We start from the raw sequence: 19,617 nt of genomic DNA on the forward strand, positions 1-19,617 counted from the left end.
GGGGTTTTGACCTTAACTGTCTGGATCCAACAGATCGCGCAGCCAGTCACCCACCAGGCTCATCGACAGGGTGATCAGGAAAATCGCCGCCCCCGGCACCACCGCAATCCACCACGCCAGCAACAGATGGTCGCGGCCGGATCCCAGCATTTCGCCCAGGCTGGTCAAGGGCGGCTGAATGCCCAATCCCAGAAAGCTGAGCGAGGTTTCCAGCAGGATGGTTGAGGGGAAGTTGAGGCTGATCTGAATGATCAGGATATTGGCGACATTGGGCAGGATATGCCGGCCATGGATGCGCCAGGCGCTTGCGCCGGTGGCCTCTAGCGCCTGCACATAGGTTTCGGTGCGCGCCGACAGGACCGCGCCCCGGATCAACCGGGCATAGGTTTCCCAACCGGCAATTCCCACCAGCGCGACAAACAGCCAGAGCGCATTGCCAAACAGTGCCAGCGCCGCAAGCACCAAGATCTGAAACGGCAGGGCGGCCTGGGCATCGACCAGCGCCATGATCACACCGCTTGTGACGCGGTTTTGCTGTGCCGCGACAAAGCCAAGGAAGGTGCCGATCACCGCCCCGATCAGTGTGCCCAACAGCGCGACGCCAAGGCTCATCCGGGTGGCGAACAACATGCGGCTGAAAATGTCGCGGCCCAACGCATCGGTGCCCAGCGGATAGGTCCAATCCCCGCCAAGAAAGACCGGCGGCGCGAGGCGCTGCATCAGGTTTTGTGCGGCCGGATCATGTGGCGCAATCCAGCCCGCGAACAGCCCGCCCAGCACAAAGACCGCGAGACAGGCCAGCGACAGGCGCACCACAAAGGGGGTGGATCGTAGCGAGGTTTCAGCCATTGTCGTCTGCCTTTGCATCGCGCTGGCGTGGGTCGAGCCAGCCATAGAGCAGATCCACCATCAGGTTGGCGATCACCATTGTGCAGGTGACCAGAACGACGATGGCCTGCACGATGGCCAGTTCCCGTGCGGTGACCGAATTGACCAGCAACCGCCCGACGCCGGGCCAGGCAAACACCGTTTCCACAACCACCGATCCGGCAATCATGTCGCCCAGCCGGAAGCCCAAAATCGTCACCACCGGAATGGCCGCATTCGGCAGCGCGTGACGGCGCAGGCGCGCGCCCGGCAAAAGCCCCTTGGCGCGGGCGGTGCGCATATAGGGGCGGTTCATCACCTCCAGCATGGCGGAGCGGGTAAAGCGCGCGATGCTGCCCGCGCCCGAGGTGCCAAGGGTGATCACCGGCATGATATAATGCGCAAGACTGCCGGCGCCCGAGCTGGGCAGGATCTGCCAGGTCATGGTGAACAACAGCAGCATCAGGATGCCCAGAAAGAAGTTGGGAAGCGCAAAACCCAGAACCGCCAACCCCATGGCAAAGCGGTCAATCGCGCTGTTGCGGTGCCGGGCCGCCAGAATGCCAAGCGGCACCCCAAGGATCAGGCTGAAGACAAAAGCCGACAGTCCGAGATAGAGCGTTGCGGGAATGCGTTCCATCACCACGGCAAAGGCATCGCGGCCGTCGCGGTATGAGATCCCCCAGTTGCCCTGCCACAACCCGGTGAAATAATTTGCATATTGCTGCCAGATTGGCTGATCAAAGCCATAGAGCCGGGTGTAATAGGCGATCATTTCGGGCGTGGCTTCGTCGCCCAGCAACGCATCCAGTGGATCGCCGGACAGGCGCAGCATGATAAACACGAATGTCAGCACGCCCCAGATCGTCAACACGCCCCGGAACAGGCGGTTCAACAGCAAGCGCATCATTGTGCTGCCCCTTTTGGGTTCGGGAAATGACAGGCGGTGCGGTGGCCGGGGCGGGCGTCATTCATGTCTTGCAGGATTGGCATCTTTTGCAGGCACAGGGCCTGTCGGTGGGGGCATCGCGCGGCAAAGGCACAGCCGCCAGTAACAGCGCCCAGTATTGCCGGTTGTGCTGGGGGCGGCATCGGGAGGGGCAACTGGCGCGGGCGGCGGCGGGTCGGATCGGCGATCGGCACCGCGTCAATCAACATCCGGGTATAGGGGTGGCGCGGCGCGGCAAACAGTGTGGCAACATTGGCCTCTTCGACCACCCGACCGGCAAACAGCACGGCCACCCGATGCACGAAACTGCGCACCATCGACAGATCGTGACTGACCACCAGCATGGCCATGCCGTGATCGCGGTGCAGGTCGGCCAGAAGCGCGGTGATCTGGGCGCCGACACTGACATCCAGCGCCGAAATCGGCTCGTCACACAACAGGAACCGGGGCGACAGCATCAGCGCGCGGGCAATGACCACCCGCTGTTTCTGGCCGCCGCTCAGGGCATTGGGGAACCGGGTGAATACCGAGGGGCGCAGGCCCACACGCGCCAGCATCTCCTGGGCGCGGCGCTGGCGGCCGGCGGCGGTGCCTTCGGCAAAAATATCCAGCGGCTCCGTGACCTGATCCAGAATGCGTTTGCGCGGGTCCAATGCGCCATGGGGATCCTGAAACACCACCTGCAACTGCCGCCGCAACTGTCGCCATGCGGGATCGGCGCGCTGGGGCATCGGGTGACCATCGACCAGGACCTGACCTGTGTCGGGGCGTTCCAACCCCAGCATCAGCCGCCCGATGGTGCTTTTGCCCGAGCCGCTTTCGCCGATCAGGCCAAGGATCTCGCCCGGTGCGACCGAGAGATTGACCGCGCTGACCGCGTGCTGATGGCTGCGCGGGCCCAAGGGCCAGCGGCGCGGTCCCGGATAGCGGCGACAGAGGTTTCGGGCCTCCAGGATGGGTGCGGCACTGGTCATGCGGCGACCATATGCGGATGGTGACAGGCAAAGCTGCGGTTGCCGAGATGACGCGTGGTTGGGGCGATGCTTTGGCAAAGATCGGTTGCGCGGGCACAGCGCGGCGCAAAGGCACATCCAGCGGGGCGGTTGCCGGGATCGGGCGGCTCGCCCCCAATTGGTGTTGGTGCGGCATGGTCGTCAAACCCGGGACGCGCGGCCAGAAGCGCGGCGGTATAGGGATGCGCCGGGGCGGCAAACAGGGCATGCACCGGCGCGGTTTCGACGATCCGACCGGCATACATCACCGCCACACGGTCCGCCGTTTCCGCCACAACCCCCATGTCATGGGTGATCAGCAACATGGCCAGCCCCTGTTGCTGGCGCAGATCGGCCAACAGATCAAGGATCTGGGCCTGAATGGTCACATCCAGCGCGGTGGTCGGCTCATCCGCAATCAGCAGCGCGGGGGCCTGTGCCAGCGCCATGGCGATCATCACCCGCTGGGCCATGCCGCCGGAAAACTGGTGGGGAAAGGCCGCAAGCCGGGCCGAGGCATCGCGAATGCCCACCTGCTGCATTAGCTCTTTGGACCGCTGGCGCGCTGCGCGGCGGCCCATGGTGCCGTCCTGCATCAGGGCCTCGGTCAATTGCCGCCCGATCCGGTGGATCGGGTTCAGGGCCGGCACGGCCTCTTGAAAGATCATTGCGATTTCGCGCCCGCGCAGCGCCGCCATCGCGCGTTCATCCAATGTCATCAGGTCACGACCACCGAAATGAATGGCACCACGGGACGTGATCCGATCACCCTGAAGCCCCAAGAGACTGAGCGCTGTCAGGCTCTTGCCAGAGGCGCTTTCGCCAACAAGGCAAAGGGTTTCACCATCGCCGATGTCGAGATCGACGCCGTCCACCACCGTGACGGGGCCGCGTTGCGACGGCACAGAAACGGTCAGCCCTCGGACCTGCAAGAGGGGCGCCGCAGCGCCCCCCATCATGTCCCCAACAGGGAACGGTTTTACGTCATGTATCGACATCGCGTCTATTGCGTCCCGAGGATTTTGAGGTTGTCGGGGCGGAAATCCTCGAAAAACTGGGGGGTTGGCGTGTAGGAGATGCCGTTGCGGATCGCATAGATGTCGGCCGGATTGTAAAGGAATGTGCTGGGCACTTCCGACAGATAGATTTCAGCGGCTTCGCGGAATGCGGCGCGGCGGGCGTCCAGATCAATGGTGCTTTCCAGCTCGGCGGCCAATGCGTTGAACCGGTCGCTCTGCCAATAGCCATAGCGCGTCTGAATGGCGGAGCGCGGCCCATAGGCCAGCGTCAACTGACCCAGCGGATCGGGGAAACGATAGGTGTTGGACCATGTATAAAGCATGGTGTCGGCGTCGCGCATCGCCTTCCAGTTTTCCATTGGCATCAGCTCGATTGTGACGCCGATTTCGGCCCACATCGCCTGAAGGATCTGCACCGCTTCGGAACCAAGCGTGTAGTAGCCGGGGATATAGCGCAGGGTGATCGGGCTGCCGTCAAAACCGGCTTCGGCCAGCAAGGCACGGGCGCGATCCGGGTCAAAGGCGAACTCTGGCAGGTCATCAAGGTACATGTCGTTGAAGGCAGAGAGCTGGGGACCTTTGGGGGTCATCGACAGCCCGCGCCAGACGGATGCGACCAATGCCTTGCGGTCGATCCCAAGGCTGAGCGCCTGACGAATGCGCGGATCGGCCAGTTTCGGATGGGTGGTGTTGAACACCACAACATGGGTGTTTTCACGCACCACGGGCGCAATTTGCAGATCGTCATAGCGTTCCAGCACCGGCAGTTGATCTGGCGGAATATCGGCGGACATGTCGAATTCACCGCTGACCAGACCGGCGATGCGGGCCGCGACCTCTGGCACCTCAAGAAAGGTGATTGTGGCGGCCGCAGGCGCGCCCATGAAATAATCGTCATTGGCGACCAACCGCAGGCTTTCACCGGCGGTATAGCCGTCAAACCGGTAAGGCCCGGTGCCAACCGGCGCCCAGATCACGTCATCGACGGCCTTGGCCATCCATTCGGATGTCGGCAGCGTGTCATCGCGATGCGCCTCATAGGCGGCTTTCTGAACGATCCACGCGCCTTTGTTGGCCAACCGGTGCGGCATCAGATAATCGGGCGAAGCCCAGGTCAGCTTGACCTCATGCGGGCCAAGGATGTCGACGCTTTCCAATTCCGCCAGCGTCGAGGCAACACCGCGCACCGGGGCATTTTCGCCATAGACACGTTCCTGACCAAAGCTGAACGCCACATCTTCGGCGGTGAATGCGCTGCCGTCGTGCCAGGTGACATCATCGCGCAGCTGCAACACCATTTCGGTGGGGCTGATGCGTTCCCATGACGTGGCAAGCCCGGGCACCAGCGTGGTTTTGCCGGTCTCGGCCTGGGCGACGAAATCGCGGCGGATCAACGTGTCAAAGACCGAGTGGATCACCCGCACATCGACATTGCCGCCGTTTTTGCCCGGTTCCAGCCCGCGCGCCAGTTTCGGCACCGCGACCACCAGATCGGGCCGTGCATCGGCCTGTTGCGCCTGGGTCTCTGCACCGATCAGGCCAAAGCCAAGGATCAGCGCAGACAGGCCCGCAAGGCCCGCCAGCGTGTTTCGACGAGACATCAACATAAGTCGTCCTTTCAAATCAGGGTTTGAATTTTCTTTGCGTCAGGTCTTGGCGGTGCTGTCGGACCCATCCAGCCAGAGCGGATGTGTCCAGGCGCGCCGGCCCGCCGCATCGGTAATCACCAGGCGGCACCAGGAGCCGAAGAATTTCGCCAGCGATAGCCGCCCCTCGGTCAGGGCGGTGCCATGCAGGCGCACGCCCTTGGCGTAGGGGCCGACCAACAGGATCGAGCTGGCCGCAGAGCAGGAAATGACCAATTCGTCGCCGTCGCGAGCCACGTCATGGATTTCGGGGCCCTGGCTGGAATAGAACGCCCCGTCATGCAGCGCAGCCAGCAGGGCGTCGGGGGTATTGCTTTCAGCGCGCACCATGACCCAGCCGCCGCCGCTGTCGGGGCGTTTGAAATGGCTGTCATCGGTGGCGATGGCCAAAAGCTGGCGGTTTTCGCAGAGCAGGGCCTCGTACATCACCAGACCGTCACCCCGGTCGGAATTCATCCAGCAGGTGTGGTTGTAGATTTCCACCGCATGGGCGGCGTCGAGCGCCAATCCGTCTTCCAGTTGTAATTGATACCAATGCGGATGGGCAATCGCCACAAAGGCCCCGGCGGCGCGGGCGCGGCGGGCCAGATCCGGGCCGGTTTCATCCGCTGGCGGCACGGCAAAGTCATCGGGCAGACCGACCGCAAGGATGTGCCAGGGTTCCCCGCGCGAGGTTTGTGGCCCGTGCAGCTCTGCCCCGATCAGGGTGGTGAATGTGGCGCTGCGGCTGGCGCGGCTGTCCGTGATGGGATAGCCGTATTTTTCCCGGAAATGGTCGGTCACGGCGATAAAATCATATCCCGCCGCCTGATAATGGGCACAGACGTCTTCGACCGTCAGCGCACCGTCCGAATTGGTCGAATGTCCGTGTAGATTGCCACGCAGGAAGGTGCCTTTTGCCTGAAAGGGCCGCAGCATTGCATCTTTGTATTTCATTTCGCTATTCTCCATGCGCATCCAATTACAGATGTTTATGAAGCGGATATGACAGTTCGCCCGAATGACCGGAATAATCTGCGCTGCTCAGACTTGGGCAGGCAGGTATGGTGTATTAGGGTTGCAGGGGGGGCAGGAACGCGGGCAATCAGCCCGGTTCGGCGGCAATGTCCAGAAAATGCGATACCGCGGGAATGCCCCGCGCGCCGTCAGCGATGACCAGCAAAAGCTTGGCCCCCGGTTGGATCAGGTCCAGCCGGGTCTGTTGCAAACGCCCGTCGGGCGGCATTTCAGAGGCAAAGACAAGCCCCGCCCCCAGCCCGGCAGCCGCCGCTTCGATCACCGCTTCGCGCCGTGGCGCTTCGAACAGATGTTTTGGCATCATGGCGTTGGCTTCGAAAAGCCGGTCGACCACGGTGCGGGTCATAGAGGGTTGTTTTTGCACCACAATCCGGTGTTCAGACAGGGCCGCGCGGTCAATCGGTCCCGCGCCCAGCGACATCATGGCGGCGTTGTGCACCAGCACCAGTTCCTGCTGTGCCAGAACCACATGTTCGTTTGAGATCTGATCGGCGTCGGGCCAGGTCAGAATGCCGACATCGACGCTCATCCGGGCGACATCTTCCAGCAGGGAATGGCTGTTGCGTTGTTGCAGTTTGATGGTGACATCCGGGAACCGGGTCACAAATCGCCGCAGGATCGGCATGGCCACCTGCGGCACGCTGAAGCCAACACGCAGAAGCCCGCCCTGGCCGCTTTTCAATTCGTCGACGCTTTGCAGGACTTTGTCAAAATGCAAAAGCGCGGTGCGGGCCTGATTGAAAATGCGGAACCCGGTGTCGGTCAGGGTCATTGGTTTGCGGCGCTGGAACAATTTCAGGCCAAGCCGCTCTTCCAGCCGGGCGATGCGCAGCGACACACCCGGTTGGCTCATCCCAATCGCCTGGGCGGCGCCGGAAAAGCTGCCGGCCTCGGCAACCGCCACGATCACGCGCAGGTCGGACACTTCGAGCCGGGGATCGGGCCCGGTGTCAACAGGCGCTTTTGGCGTAAAATCCGTGTCTGACATTGTGGGGCCCGCTGCGGTCATTGATGTGACCGGGCCTGCGTCCCACAGGCCTGCGGGTTTTGCAACCCAAGCTTCGGGGATCGACCGCGGGCTTTGACCCCTGGCCCTTTGGGGGTGGATTTGCCGTGCGGGGGGCAGCAGGGCCAAGGCAGGGTGTACAGCCGTGCCCGCCATCGGACACGGTATCGGCGCGGGTTGCGCGCATCTGTCAGCGCGGGAAGATGCGGGCCATTTCGGCTTTGTAGCTGCTCCATTTGATGGTTGCGCTGTTGCCGGCATAACCGTGATATCGCGACCGGCCCGAGGGCAGGGGCAGCCCGGCCCAGATGCCGGCGAGGTTATACATGAACTTTACATCCGAAATGCGCCCGGCCTTGAACTTGGCGAAACCGGCATCTTCCAGCAAAAGATTGGCAAGATGATCCTGCAGGGCCGGTGAAAACCGCTGTTGTGGCCCGACGCCGGAGCGACGCAAAAGACCGCGCAATGTCTTTGGAATGAACTGATACCGGCCAATGGCATGCGGCTGGCCCGGGGTGGCCTTGATCCAGGCAAAGATTTCGCCGACGGTCATGTCGGTTGGCCGTTTTGGCGGCAAGCGGCGCGCGCCATGCTGGACGGCATCATAGCCGGCAGATCCGGCTTCTGCATGGGCAATCAGATCTCTGAGCCGGGCGGCCTGATCGCCGGAACGGGAAGAGACAAACGGGGTTGCGCTGGCCCCGGACAAGGCGCCGGCATCAATATCGGCGGCGGCCACCCGTTCGGTGGGCAAATTCAGCGTGATGCTGTTGGCGCGGCTGTCGCGGCTTAACCCGAATTCGATGGAGCCAACGTTGACAAGATCGTCGATGCTGAACTGTGTCTGTTGACCCTGGGCGGTGCCGGCAAGCGCAGTCGTCGCCAGCCCCATGACTAAGGCAATTGATTTCATTTCCATTTTTTCGTGCTCCTGAACCAAGTGAGTGGAAGCACCATAAAATTTGGCCACCACAACTTGGGGTGCGCAAACAGGCAGCGAGGACCGCAAAGGTATAGGCCGCTGTCCATCCAGAGAGCGGACCGCGATCCTTGTTCGGTTCAGCCGAATCCCGGTGCGCGGCGCGCCAGCCCGGTTTTGGCTGTGTGGTCTGTTCTGCCCTCAGGGCAAAAAGTGGGCCACACCTGCGGATGCGCTTCGCAGGTGTGGCCCGTTCTTGGCAACGCTCGGGTTCAATCAGTTGCCAAGAAATCCGTCCAGCCGGTCCCAAAGGCTGTCATCGAGAAGCAGGTTGAAACGAAGGTAAACACCCTCCTGATAGACGTTAGACATACCGGCCACGCGCCCGTCGACCGCGTTATAGCCAATCGCCAACAAGGTGCCCGGCGCCGGAGAGAACCCCAGTTCGACGCCCAGCCCGGTGGTGGCATTGCCACGGTTGTCCCAAATCTGGCTGGCGTTCACCCCGACCTGAACCCGGTCGTCCGCCAGATCGAGATAGGCCCCGGCCTGCACCAATTGGGTGGTGGTCGATGTCGAGACGTTTTCGTTTTCCAGGCTTTGGTGCTGACCGGCGTATTTTGCATTCAGACGCAGGTCTTCGTTGGCTTCATAGCTGGCATCGACGGACCACATATGGGTTTCGGTCCGGCCATGTTTGCGTTCAAGCCGATGTTCGTACCAAGCCAGCACGTCAAGGCGCGGATCCTTGACCGGACGATAGGATGCGCCGATGCGGGTACGGGCACGCAGGTGGTTTTCACCGTTGCGCTGATCCATCGCGACGCGGGTCCGGCCCAGAATGGTCCAGTCCTCTGTGACCTCTGTCGCCATGCCGAGAGAGGCATAATAGGTATTGCCGTCCTCTTCGAATGTTGCATCGACATCGGCATCCCCGACAAAGGTTTCATCGACGTTCTTCCACTTTGCCCCCAGTGCGATGCTGGTCAGCCAATCATCGCCCGTGTCGACACCACGCGAATGTTCCAGATCGGCGCGCAGGGTGGTCAGATCGTCGATCTCCCAGACGGCTGCCACACCCTGGTGCCAGGTTTCTTCGACATCCCCCGGCGCCTGGCTGAATTCGGTCGAACCCGACAGCCATTCGTTCAGCTGATATTCCATGCCATAGCGGCTTCGGGTCATCAGGACGCCGTCGTCAAAGGTCAGCTCGATCTCGTTCTGGACACGCCAGCCGGGCTTGGCCTCGCGGTACATGCCAAGCGTCAGCTGCGCCGGATCGCGGTCGTCCCCGGCAAAGGGCAGGCGCAATTCGCTGCGCACCGACACGCCGGGGCGGTCTTTTGGTGTCCAGTTGCCCCCCAGAAGCAGAGCGGCCTGATCGTTGGTAGAGCCGTCGCGCGTGGTGCGGGCCAGTTCCAGCCCGATATGCCCCTGGAATGCTTCGCTGAAGCGATGCGCATAGGTGGCGTCCAGCGTGGTCTTTTCGCTGTCGTTCAGACGATCGCGGACATATTCGGCAGACAGGTCCAGATCGCTTTTGGAATTGATCTCCAGACCATAGGACAGCCGCACCTGGGTGGTGCCGGGACGTGCCAGACCGCCCGCCATGAAGTCGTCGCCGGTGTGGATGGCTTCGAAGCTGAGACGTTGTTTTTCGGTCTGGATGTCATAGGACAGCCGCACCGCCATGTCGCTTTCGCTTTCCGAATTCTCGGAGCGCGCGATTTCGGCTTCGAAGGTGCCACCAGCCAGAGTTTCATGACGCACATATGCCGATTGCAGACGCTCGCGGGCCGGGTTTCCGATGGGGGCATCGGCGTGCACGGCGCGAATGCCGACGCTGGTGCGGTCCCCGGCGGCGTAATTCACCTCGCCGCCATAAAGCCAGTAGCGTTCCGCATCGTCCTTTTCGACTTCATAGGTCACCCGGACAGACACCGGATTGCCATCTGCATCGAACTGGCGCACCGGATCGTCAAAGGTGATGGTGTCGCGAAAGAAATCCAGAATGTAATCGGTGCCGCGGCGCAGAGTGGTGGTCGACAGGATGTCGCCGCCGTCTTCGTCACGGACCAGGATTTCAACCCGCTCAGAGCCGGTCACATAGCCCGAAAGGTTCAGATCATACGGCCCCGACACACCACGCCCGGTGAATTCGGTGATCTGTTGCTCCTGTGCGGTGCGGGCGGCAAACACGGTGACCGACACGCGGTCATCTTCCCAATGGGCCTTGGCGCCGGTGGCCACGCGCTGCATGCCCCCCAGTTTGAAAGCCGAGGATTCAGGCTGGATCGCGATATCGCCGTAAAGGACGTAAGAGCGGCCTTTTTCGACTTTGATATAAAGGTTGGAAGACGATTGCGCGTCCCAGCCGCGTTCGGAATTGTCGCCATAGACGGGATAGTAGTCATCGCCCCGGATGTCGCGGAACAGACGGTCTTCGGTGTCCTGATCCGAGCTGTAGCGCAGCGTCAGCAGGGCATCGCCCCGGATCGCACCCTTGAGGTACAGATCACCGCGCAGACCGGTGGTGGTGTCCTCGAATGAGTTGAACTGATCCTTGGACAGTAGTGTGCCGGTCTTTTTGCCGCCAAGCGACAATGCACCTTCGACCACGCCGATCATGACACGTTCCTCCAGGTTGGGGGTAAAGGTGACGCGGGCCTCGGCCTTGGCGAAACCGCTGGTTACGGTGATCAGGTCCGGGCCGGACACCTGTGGCGGGATCAGGCCGAATGTGGCCTCGCCGTTGTCGATGAAGGCCTGAACGCCGGGGGTGCCGGGGCGGATGTCGGTCACATCCCACAGCCCACGGTCAGACCCCAGTGTCACGGTGGCAGAGGCCGGAACCGGCAGACCGCGCACGTCGAGGATACGCACCACCACCGGCAGTACATTGACCGGGTCGGCGCTGGCCTCGGCCGGGACGGTGATTTCGATCCGGGCCGGGTCACCGGGGGCGGTGACCGTGATGTCGTGACGTAGACGTTCGATGCCAAAGCCATCGCGCCCCACAATCGAGAGCGTGTTCTTGCCCGGACGCAGCTTTACAGCCACGAATTCCGCCGCCTGAACGTTGCGCGGGGCCCAGCTTGTTTGTTCGCCCACACGGTCAGCGCCCAGAGCGCGGCCATTGACCAACAGACCCAGTGTCAGGTCGGCCTTGGCCTTGATCCGAATGCTTTGCGTGCGCCGGTCCAGGGTTTCGCCATCCTCGATGTCGAGAAAGCCGGGCTCTGGATCAAGCGATTTCACCAGGGATTCCAACGGACGGCGGCTGGCGCGGGCCTTGGAGCCAAGCGCGGCAGGACGATCGGCGGCGCCATTGGCGGCGTCAGAGTCCTGATCCGCCGCCAGCATTGCAGGCGTCAGTTGGGTTGTGGTTGCAGCGCCGGCCTCTGTCCGGGTTGAGCGTTTGGGATTGCGCAGACCTTCGATCGGCATGTCCGCCGCGTTCAGGCTGTCTGGTCCGGTGTTGGCTGCGAAATGCGCCTGACGGGCGGCAACTTCGGCCATGGCTTCGGGGGTGCAGCTGACGGTGGCGAAATTTTCGCTCCGCAGCTCGCCCCGGCGCAGTGGTACGATCCGCGATCCGCCCCGACGCAAGTCATTGGTGCGGGTCACAGCCACCTTGGTTCCAACCGGCAGAGTGGCGGCCTGAACCTGAAAGGCATGGGTGATCGGGCGCAGGCCGGGCAGGGAGTATTTGCCATTGTGATCGGTGACCACAAACAGCCCTTCCTGCGTGACAATCCGCACACCGGGAATGCCGGGTTCATGTGGCTGGCCGTCGTCCTGATCCTGAATGCCGTTGCCGTTGCAATCCATGAACACAGTGCCCAGCACCGTCCCCTGACGGGCAAAGACCCCGCCGGAATTGTCCAGCCGTACCACGGCGCGTGCCGGGGCGGATTGCATCACGGTGCCGGTGCCGGCCTGACGACCGGTCAGCAGGGCGGTGTTTTCCAGGTCACCCTCGCGGGTGGCGGCCCCAACGGACATGACATAGCTCATTTCGACCACGTCCAGCGGCAGAAGGTTGCCAAGCGTGAACACCAGATCGCCTTCGCGGTCGCGGCGCGGATCGTCGATGGCGTCGCCATCCAACCGCACCGAACCGGGCACAAGCACCATGCCATACGGCGGGCGGTCAAAGATCTCTGCCCCGACCAATGCCTGACGCATGTTGTTGGTGACTTTCAGCGTATAGGTGACAAATTCGCCCTGCATCACGCGGTCGCGGTCGGCCTGTTTTTCCAGCGCAAGCGGTGCGCCGTAAAACGGGTCAAGCGGGATGTCGGAATTCATCAGCAGACCGCCGCTATGGGCAAAATTGCCGCCAAAGGCCGCGTCGGTGATGATCCGCCCGAAGCCGCCAAAAGCGAGACGCACGGTCGGGAAGCTCCACTCTGGCGCGTCCACGATGTCATAGCTGTAGCGCCCGGCGTCGATGTCGCCAAAGGCGAAATAGCCGCGGGCATCGGTGACAAGGCGTGCCACTTCGAACCCGGTGGCGGCGTCAATCAGTGCCACGGCCACACCTTCGACCGGATCATTGTTGATCGCGTCGAAGACAAAGTTGCCGGGGGCGATGATGAGGGTGGCCTCAAGTGTCTGGCCGCCGCAGCGCGCCATGGCGCGCACGGTGTCCCCACGGCCAGAGGCCATGACGCCGTCCTGTGCACGGGGATTGGCCATTTCGGTCACGGGCAAAGCGGCGATCACGAAGATGCCGGTATTGGGGCCGGTTTCGCGCGCGGTTGTGGTTTCCACATCGCCGGTTTGCAGGCTTTGCAGTGTGATTTCCACCGTGTCGATACCGGAAGAGAGATTGCACCCGCCAGAGGTCAGCCGGGTCACCAGATTGCTGTCCAGCGCGCCGGTGGTCACTTCGGCCCCACCCGATACCGGGTCGATAAACGCCAGGGTGCCGGTTTCGCCGCGCCGCAGCTCTGTGCTGACGGTGTTGGAAAACAGATCCGAGATGCCGGAAGAATTCGGCAGGAAGCTCTGGGCGGTGTTTTCGATTTCGACCGCGCCGAGGACAGCATCCACAGCCACGGTAAAGGCGACATCTTCGGAGCGGCCCATCGGGAAATCCCCGGCGAGGAAAAATGCCACAGCGTCGATTTCGCCCAGATCGGCAGGGGCGGTGGTGGTGAAATCAAATGTGCCATCGCCCGCACGATGATAAAGCGCGGTCATCCCGCCCCACCGGTCCATCTGGACGAAACGGGCGTTCAGGGGAATGGCGTCTTGCAGCAGAATTCCGGTCGCAGCCGCGCCGTCGATGCGCAGGGGCGTGCCGCCGATGTCGGAATATCCAGTGACAGATCTGTCAGAGTTGTTGCGCAGGCGCAGGGTATAGAGAACGTTCGAAAAGTCGGTATCGGGTTGAATAGCTTGGGATTTTTCGATTTCCAGGGTGGCGGCCACGATTTCGGCGCGACCGATGCCAACACCGCTGATCGGTGCATTGGCAATGCGATTACCCGCCGCACGCTGTTGGCCGATGGCGGTCAGGGTGACATCAAAGCTGTCGCCCGGTTGGGCGCCGGGAGCGGCCTGGAAGGCATAGATCAAGTCGATCGCCTTGCCTGCGGCAATCTCGATGGTGTCGTCTGCGGACATTTCGGGTTCGTTTGCATCCACAATGCCATTGCCATTCAGGTCGATGAAAAGTTTCGGGTTCATGAGTTGCGACGTGTCCCCCGAAATCGAGATGACCGGCGTCACGTCCAGCAGCACGTTGCCGGTATTGGCAATCTCGAAGCTGAACTGATCAATTGCGCCACGTGACAGCAGCAGTCTTTCGCGCCCGGAAACCTCAAGTGCCGGAACCACGCTGACGCGGGCCTCGACGGCATTGGAATCAAGCGTCACAAAAATGCCGAGACCGGTGTCGAAATAGGTGATCTGGGCAATGTTGCGAATGATGGTGCCGGCGGCGGACTGCTGGGCGGTCACGGGTCCGGCTGTTGAAAGGAGGCAAAAAGACAGGGCGGCGATGGTAATGAACCGAGCTACATTCTTGCCAGCCAAGCGAATAAAACTGCGCATCAGTTTCGCTCCTGGATGTCTGGGGGAATGGGAAAGCGGATCCTGTGTGATCCGCAGCGGTGTAAGCAGTAGAGAAATCTGAGGGAAAAAAGGGCCCCCACCCGAAGGCAGGGGCCCAGGTGGGTAGACTTAGTTGTCTACCGCTACGGTGAATTCGAGCCGTGCGACGCCACCAGGCAGAACCGTTCCATGGTCGCTGGAGACGGAGCTGGACGTGATCGTCGCAGTGCTGCCAGCCGGGAACAGCGTTTCGGCGCACAATCCACCGCAATTGGTGACCGTAGTGTAGGCGGGTGCCGCATCCGAGATTGTGACGTCCGCTGCTTCGAAGCTGCCGGTGTTTTCAGCTTCGATCATGTAGCGAATGCACTGGCCGGGTTCGACCGGTTGACGGGTCTTGGTAAAGGTCCCGACGGCGCCGTCACAGTTGGCGTCGATGTACTGATACTTGGTCAGTGTCACGTCGCCGGCAATGATGACAATCCGGTCTTCGTTGGTGTTGTCTGCGGTATCCGCATCGGTGGCTGTACCGCCGTTCAACGAAGTTGCCAGTTCCAGGGTCCCGATTTCGGAAACACCTGCGGTTGCGGTGGAAGGTGTCTGAACCCGATAGATGACAGAGATGGTGTCACCCGGAGCCAGACCGTTGGTGCCCGCCGCGATACCGTCGGTCAGGTCGTTGAAGTTGTCGATAACCGGATCAGAAGCATCCAGAATACCGTTGTCGTTTTCGTCCCAGAAGATCGCACCGGAGAAGTTGGTCAGGCCGGTTTGCAGGATTGCGCCTTCGGTGACGGCAACGTTACCTTCGTTGGTGATGGTGTGCAGCATGTCCACAACGCCACCGGGTGAGGCCTGAACGCTTTGATCTTCAAGGATCTTGACGTCGTAGATCTCGTTCACGGTCACCTGGTTGACGATGCGGTCGGATTGACCCGAGACCGAGCTTTCGACGCGGATGTCGATCGGCGTGTCAGCGGGGGGCGCATCAGCCGCAGGAATGACGGTGACGGTGAAGGTATCCGAGGCACCCGCAGGGATCGTGCCGGTGTTGGTCACAAGCGTGCCAGCGGCGTCACGAATTTCCACGGTCCAACCTGGAGGTATGGCTTGGGCCAGCGACAGGTTGTAGCTGTCGGAAACCGGGCCGTTGTTTTGCACAACCATGTCGAACGTGGTCGGCTGTGCCGGATCGGTGGTGTTGGTGATCCAGGGAGCACCGCCATTGGTTGGGGCTGCGCCGTCGCCTTCGAGACCGGCAACGTTGTTTTCCAGATCAACCGAGGCCGCCAGAACCGCGCCGGTGAATTCGGCGGTCGAAATGTCGGACACACCCGAAGCATCCGAAGTCACAGTCATGGTTGCGGTGTAGTTGGTCGATCCAGCAGGTGTCGGGGTGACATCTGTCGGCAGGGTTGCCAGCAAGGTGACTTTGGTGCTTTCACCGATGGCCAGCGGGCCAACCGATCCGATCACCGGCGTGATGCCGTCGGCGCCAACAATGCGGAAGGTGGTGCCAGCAGGATAGTCAACGTTGGAGAAGTCCACTGCCAGGCTGTCAGCTTGGTTCGAGTTGTTGGTCAACACGAATTCCTGACGGATCGTTGCGCCCTGGAACACATCGCCGGATTCGGTCACGACATCGTTTTGCGCCGCATCATCGTCTGTGGCCGAGAAAACCGCACCGTTGGGCGAGCCATCCGCATTGATTGCGGTGTCTGCGATAGAAACCGAGAATTGGCTTTCGACGGTCACCGAAGCGGTGTTCGATGGCGGGAAGTCCACGCCGTTGACGTTCTGGTTTGCGACGTTGGTCAGGATGCCGGCATTTGCCGTCGATGCGATCCGCGCCTGGAAGGTCACGCTGCCGGAACGGCCCGAGCCGACCGATGTGATGTTGAAGTTGACGGTCTGGTTGTCGTCGTAATCCCAAGCGATTTCTTCGCCATTGCCGTTGGTTGCGTCAACCACGGTCGACCCGTTGTCGTCGTCCAGCGTGCCTGCGGCGTCGGACCATACGGCGGTGCCCGGAACATAGTCAAAACCTGCGTCGAGAACGTCGGTGACGGTATAGTTGTTCGCCGCGACAAGACCGGTCGAAGAGTAGGTCAGTGTCACAGTGACGGTATCGCCGGGATCAATGATGTTGGGATCACCACCCGAGGAGGCATCTGCAACCATCGATTTGACCAGTTCGATAATCGCGTCGTTCGACACTGTCAGTGTGTCTGTGTTTGTCGCCAGAATGCTGCCGTTCAGCTGCGATGTGGTGGTCACGGTGATTGTGTCGGTTGCACCGGCTGCGTTGGTCGATGGCACTGTGGCCTCGATCACGACGCCGAACTGTTCGCCCTGGGCCAGAACCGGGGTTTCGGTCAGCGGTGTCGCGCTGTCGGCGACGCCATCCATGTTGGCATCCGGGTAAAAGACAAGCTGCGAGGTTTCGAGCGCACCAGAGTCATTTTCGATGGCCGAGAGGTCATAGGCGTCCGGGCCGTTACCAACGTTGGTGATGATGTGCGGCAGGAAGGCCTTGCCGCCCGGGGCGACGTTTTCGGTGTTGTCCGAGGTCAATGTGACGCCGGCAACTTGTTGTACCACGGTTTCAACCGTGTTCGAGGTTACGGTGATCGTGTCACCGGCGGCGTTGACATAGGATGCAACAGCTTGGTTGCCGATGACCGAACCGGCCTCTGGGGCGGCCTGGGCCGAGGATGCAAGAGCCGCGCAGATTGCTACAGCGCTGGATGTGCGCAGAATTGTGGATTGATAAGTCACGGTAATATTCCTGAAACTGGTGGGTCAAGCTGCTGATGGCTGACCCGGTGTCATTGAAAGATTGGATTGGTTTTTCGGATCACGACCTGTGGTCAGTTCACCTGCACCCGGTAGCTGTTGAGGGCGATCTCACCTGCGTCGAGCGCTTCGGAGAAGCTCCAGCGCACGGCAACGATGTCGCTCTCGGGCAGCGGTTCTTCTTGCAGGGCGCCGTTTGCGTCGGCGACCTTGCGCATTGCAGGAAGGGTGGACCATTCCAAACCTTCGTTTTCCGGGTCCAGTTCTGCCTTGACCTCGAAGACGGCAGGAACCGAGCTATGCTGGCCGTCCAAGGAGACAGTGACGCCTTCTGGCACCGGGGCTGCCACAACCAGACCGGCCATTTCGCCGTCGGTTTTGTTTTCGTGGCGCAATTCGTAATGAATGATTTCACCGGGCTTGACCGAGTCGCGTTCGACCAGGACCTCTGCGCCGGCGGCGTCGATTTCGACGATGCGGTAAGAGAAATTGCTTTCAAGTGCTTCGGCCGAAACCGCGCTTGCGGCAAGGCTGAACGTCAGGCCGGCGACCAAAGCCTGGCTGACACGTACGATAGAATAAGACATGTTCGTTTCCTTATAAGCCGGGGCTGGACCGGCGGTTGAGAGTGCGCTGGGGTGTTGACCCGAGCTGCCTCATCGAAATGCCGGAAAAAGGAGGGCGAAATGCTGTGGCGAATGGCTAATTCAAGCCGCGCAAAGCTAGGCGACTAACCTTCGGTATACGCGGGGTACCCAGTTCGGAATGCCCGCTACTTCTTGTGGAGATGGGTGCAGGGCCGTGTTGCCGGATGGATCAGGGCAGAATGGCGGCGTGCAAGGAATTTGGCACGCAAGGAAGACAGGGCGCAAAGCAGATAGCGCGCAAAACAGAGGGCGCGCAAAGCAGATGGCGCGCAAGGAAGATGGCGCGCAAAGAAAAAGACGGCGAAGGAATGCTTCGCCGTCTTGGGAATAAATCGCAGTAAAGGGTGTGACGGGTCAGACGAATCCTGCGTCGCGGGCCATGATGGCCGCATCTGTGCGGTTCTTGGCCCCGATCTTGCGGCACAATGTCTTGACGTGCAGTTTGATCGTGACCTCCTGCAAATCGAGCTCGAGCGCGATTTCCTTGTTCGACTTCGCCGCCATCAATCCGCGCAGCGCCTGCTTTTCACGATCTGACAGATCTTTTTCGAAATCGGTTTCATCCGGGTCATCCTTGCCGGACATGAAATCGACCGGGGCATATATTTCGCCCATCGCCATGAAGCGGACGGCGTTGACCAGGGTTTTGGCCGGCATTGATTTCGGCAGGAACCCGGCCGCCCCCATATCAAGCGCCTGTTGCGCGATCAGGCGGGTGCCGGTGCCCGAAATCATGCCGACGGGATTGCCGCCGCTGATCTTCAATGCGGCTTGCAGCCCCTCCAGCCCCTTCATGCCCGGCATGGTGTAATCCAGCAGAACCAGATCAAATGGCCCCTTTTGCTGCATCAGCTTCAATGCTTCGTCCAGCGATCCCGCTGGCGTCGTCTGGGCCGTGCCACTGGATTCAAGATACATGGTGAAGGTGTCGCGAACCATGTCATGATCGTCTGCAATCAGCACTCTGAGGGCCATTGTTGTTTGCTTCCTTCGTCTTGCTCTTCAAGCCCAGCGCAGGTCTGGGGCCGGTGTCCGGACGCAGCTTGGCCGAAAAGCGCCGCCTTTCCAATCCCCAGAGTGGGCCCAGCGGCAATACTTTCTACACTTTAGTATAGTCTAGTAACCTGAATCCCAAAAGCCAGCACCTTTATTTGCGGCTATTGTGCTAAAGAACCCAACGTAAGCTAAGGATAACAGATGCGTGTTTTTTCTCAAATGATCGGCGTGCTTCTTGCGGTGCTTGCCACTGTCGCCCATGCCGATGATGAAATCGTGCTGACAACCACGGTTGATGGCATGTCCCGGTCCTTTACCATTGCCCAGCTTCAGGAATTGCCGGTGCTAACGGTTACCACCGAAACCATCTGGACCGAAGGTGAGCAGGTGTTCGAAGGTGTGCCGCTGAGCGCGTTGCTGAATGAATTGGGCGTCACCGAAGGCGTGGCCAATGTGCAAGCGATCAATGACTATGCCGTTGATATTCCGGTTGAAGAGCTGGGCGAGACTGCGCCGATTGTGGCCTACTACCAGAACGGTGATACGATGTCACGCCGGACCAAAGGCCCGCTCTGGCTGATCTACCCCTATGACGATTCCGCCGACTTTCAGACGGAACTGGTTTATTCGCGCTCGATTTGGCAGATGGACCGGCTTAACATCGCCAAATAACGCCGCGCAGGTCACATTGTGCTGG

13 protein-coding genes are annotated in these 19,617 nt (G+C 61.1%); 1 reads left to right on the forward strand and 12 read right to left on the reverse strand.

What is annotated here, in order from left to right; translation table 11 throughout:
* Positions 1–12: 12 nt before the first annotated feature.
* The 12 genes from Q4577_RS12915 to Q4577_RS12970 all read right to left on the reverse strand — a co-directional run bounded on the left by Q4577_RS12915 (position 13) and on the right by Q4577_RS12970 (position 18,899).
* Positions 13–849 (reverse strand): ABC transporter permease, encoded by an 837-nt coding sequence (locus Q4577_RS12915; protein WP_244690447.1) that lies wholly within the window; start codon positions 847–849, stop codon positions 13–15.
* Positions 842–1,777, reverse strand: a complete 936-nt coding sequence (locus Q4577_RS12920; protein ID WP_303469627.1) for an ABC transporter permease — start codon at positions 1,775–1,777, stop codon at positions 842–844. Before Q4577_RS12920 ends, Q4577_RS12915 begins: the two co-directional genes overlap by 8 nt.
* Positions 1,774–2,790, reverse strand: coding sequence for an oligopeptide/dipeptide ABC transporter ATP-binding protein (locus Q4577_RS12925; protein ID WP_303469628.1), 1,017 nt, complete (start codon positions 2,788–2,790; stop codon positions 1,774–1,776). Before Q4577_RS12925 ends, Q4577_RS12920 begins: the two co-directional genes overlap by 4 nt.
* Complete coding sequence (locus tag Q4577_RS12930; protein WP_303469630.1) at positions 2,787–3,806, reverse strand: ABC transporter ATP-binding protein; 1,020 nt, start codon at positions 3,804–3,806, stop codon at positions 2,787–2,789. The genes Q4577_RS12925 and Q4577_RS12930 overlap by 4 nt, the downstream gene beginning before the upstream one ends.
* A gap of 5 nt (positions 3,807–3,811) precedes the next feature.
* Complete coding sequence (locus tag Q4577_RS12935; protein WP_303469632.1) at positions 3,812–5,428, reverse strand: ABC transporter substrate-binding protein; 1,617 nt, start codon at positions 5,426–5,428, stop codon at positions 3,812–3,814.
* A 45-nt stretch (positions 5,429–5,473) separates the two neighbouring features.
* Positions 5,474–6,409 (reverse strand): CehA/McbA family metallohydrolase, encoded by a 936-nt coding sequence (locus tag Q4577_RS12940; protein ID WP_303469633.1) that lies wholly within the window; start codon positions 6,407–6,409, stop codon positions 5,474–5,476.
* 148 nt (positions 6,410–6,557) lie between these two features.
* Positions 6,558–7,478, reverse strand: coding sequence for a LysR family transcriptional regulator (locus Q4577_RS12945; RefSeq protein WP_303469635.1), 921 nt, complete (start codon positions 7,476–7,478; stop codon positions 6,558–6,560).
* Between the two features lie 208 nt (positions 7,479–7,686).
* On the reverse strand, positions 7,687–8,418 hold the full coding sequence (locus Q4577_RS12950) for a hypothetical protein (protein WP_303469636.1): 732 nt from the start codon (positions 8,416–8,418) through the stop codon (positions 7,687–7,689).
* A gap of 276 nt (positions 8,419–8,694) precedes the next feature.
* A complete protein-coding gene (locus Q4577_RS12955; RefSeq protein ID WP_303469638.1) occupies positions 8,695–14,388 on the reverse strand; it encodes a hypothetical protein in 5,694 nt (1,897 codons plus the stop codon).
* Positions 14,389–14,610: 222 nt separating this feature from the next.
* Positions 14,611–17,259, reverse strand: coding sequence for an NEW3 domain-containing protein (locus tag Q4577_RS12960; RefSeq protein ID WP_303469639.1), 2,649 nt, complete (start codon positions 17,257–17,259; stop codon positions 14,611–14,613).
* A gap of 92 nt (positions 17,260–17,351) precedes the next feature.
* Positions 17,352–17,864 carry a hypothetical protein gene (locus Q4577_RS12965; RefSeq protein ID WP_303469640.1) on the reverse strand — a complete coding sequence of 171 codons (513 nt, stop codon included), beginning with the start codon at positions 17,862–17,864 and terminating at the stop codon, positions 17,352–17,354.
* 414 nt (positions 17,865–18,278) lie between these two features.
* Positions 18,279–18,899 (reverse strand): response regulator transcription factor, encoded by a 621-nt coding sequence (locus Q4577_RS12970; RefSeq protein ID WP_244690464.1) that lies wholly within the window; start codon positions 18,897–18,899, stop codon positions 18,279–18,281.
* Positions 18,900–19,121: 222 nt separating this feature from the next.
* Here Q4577_RS12970 and Q4577_RS12975 point away from each other — a divergent pair, with 222 nt between their 5' ends.
* Positions 19,122–19,592, forward strand: coding sequence for a molybdopterin-dependent oxidoreductase (locus tag Q4577_RS12975; RefSeq protein ID WP_303469642.1), 471 nt, complete (start codon positions 19,122–19,124; stop codon positions 19,590–19,592).
* Positions 19,593–19,617: the final 25 nt, after the last annotated feature.

It is taken from the genome of Marinovum sp. 2_MG-2023, from assembly GCF_030548265.1.
GTDB lineage: Bacteria > Pseudomonadota > Alphaproteobacteria > Rhodobacterales > Rhodobacteraceae > Marinovum.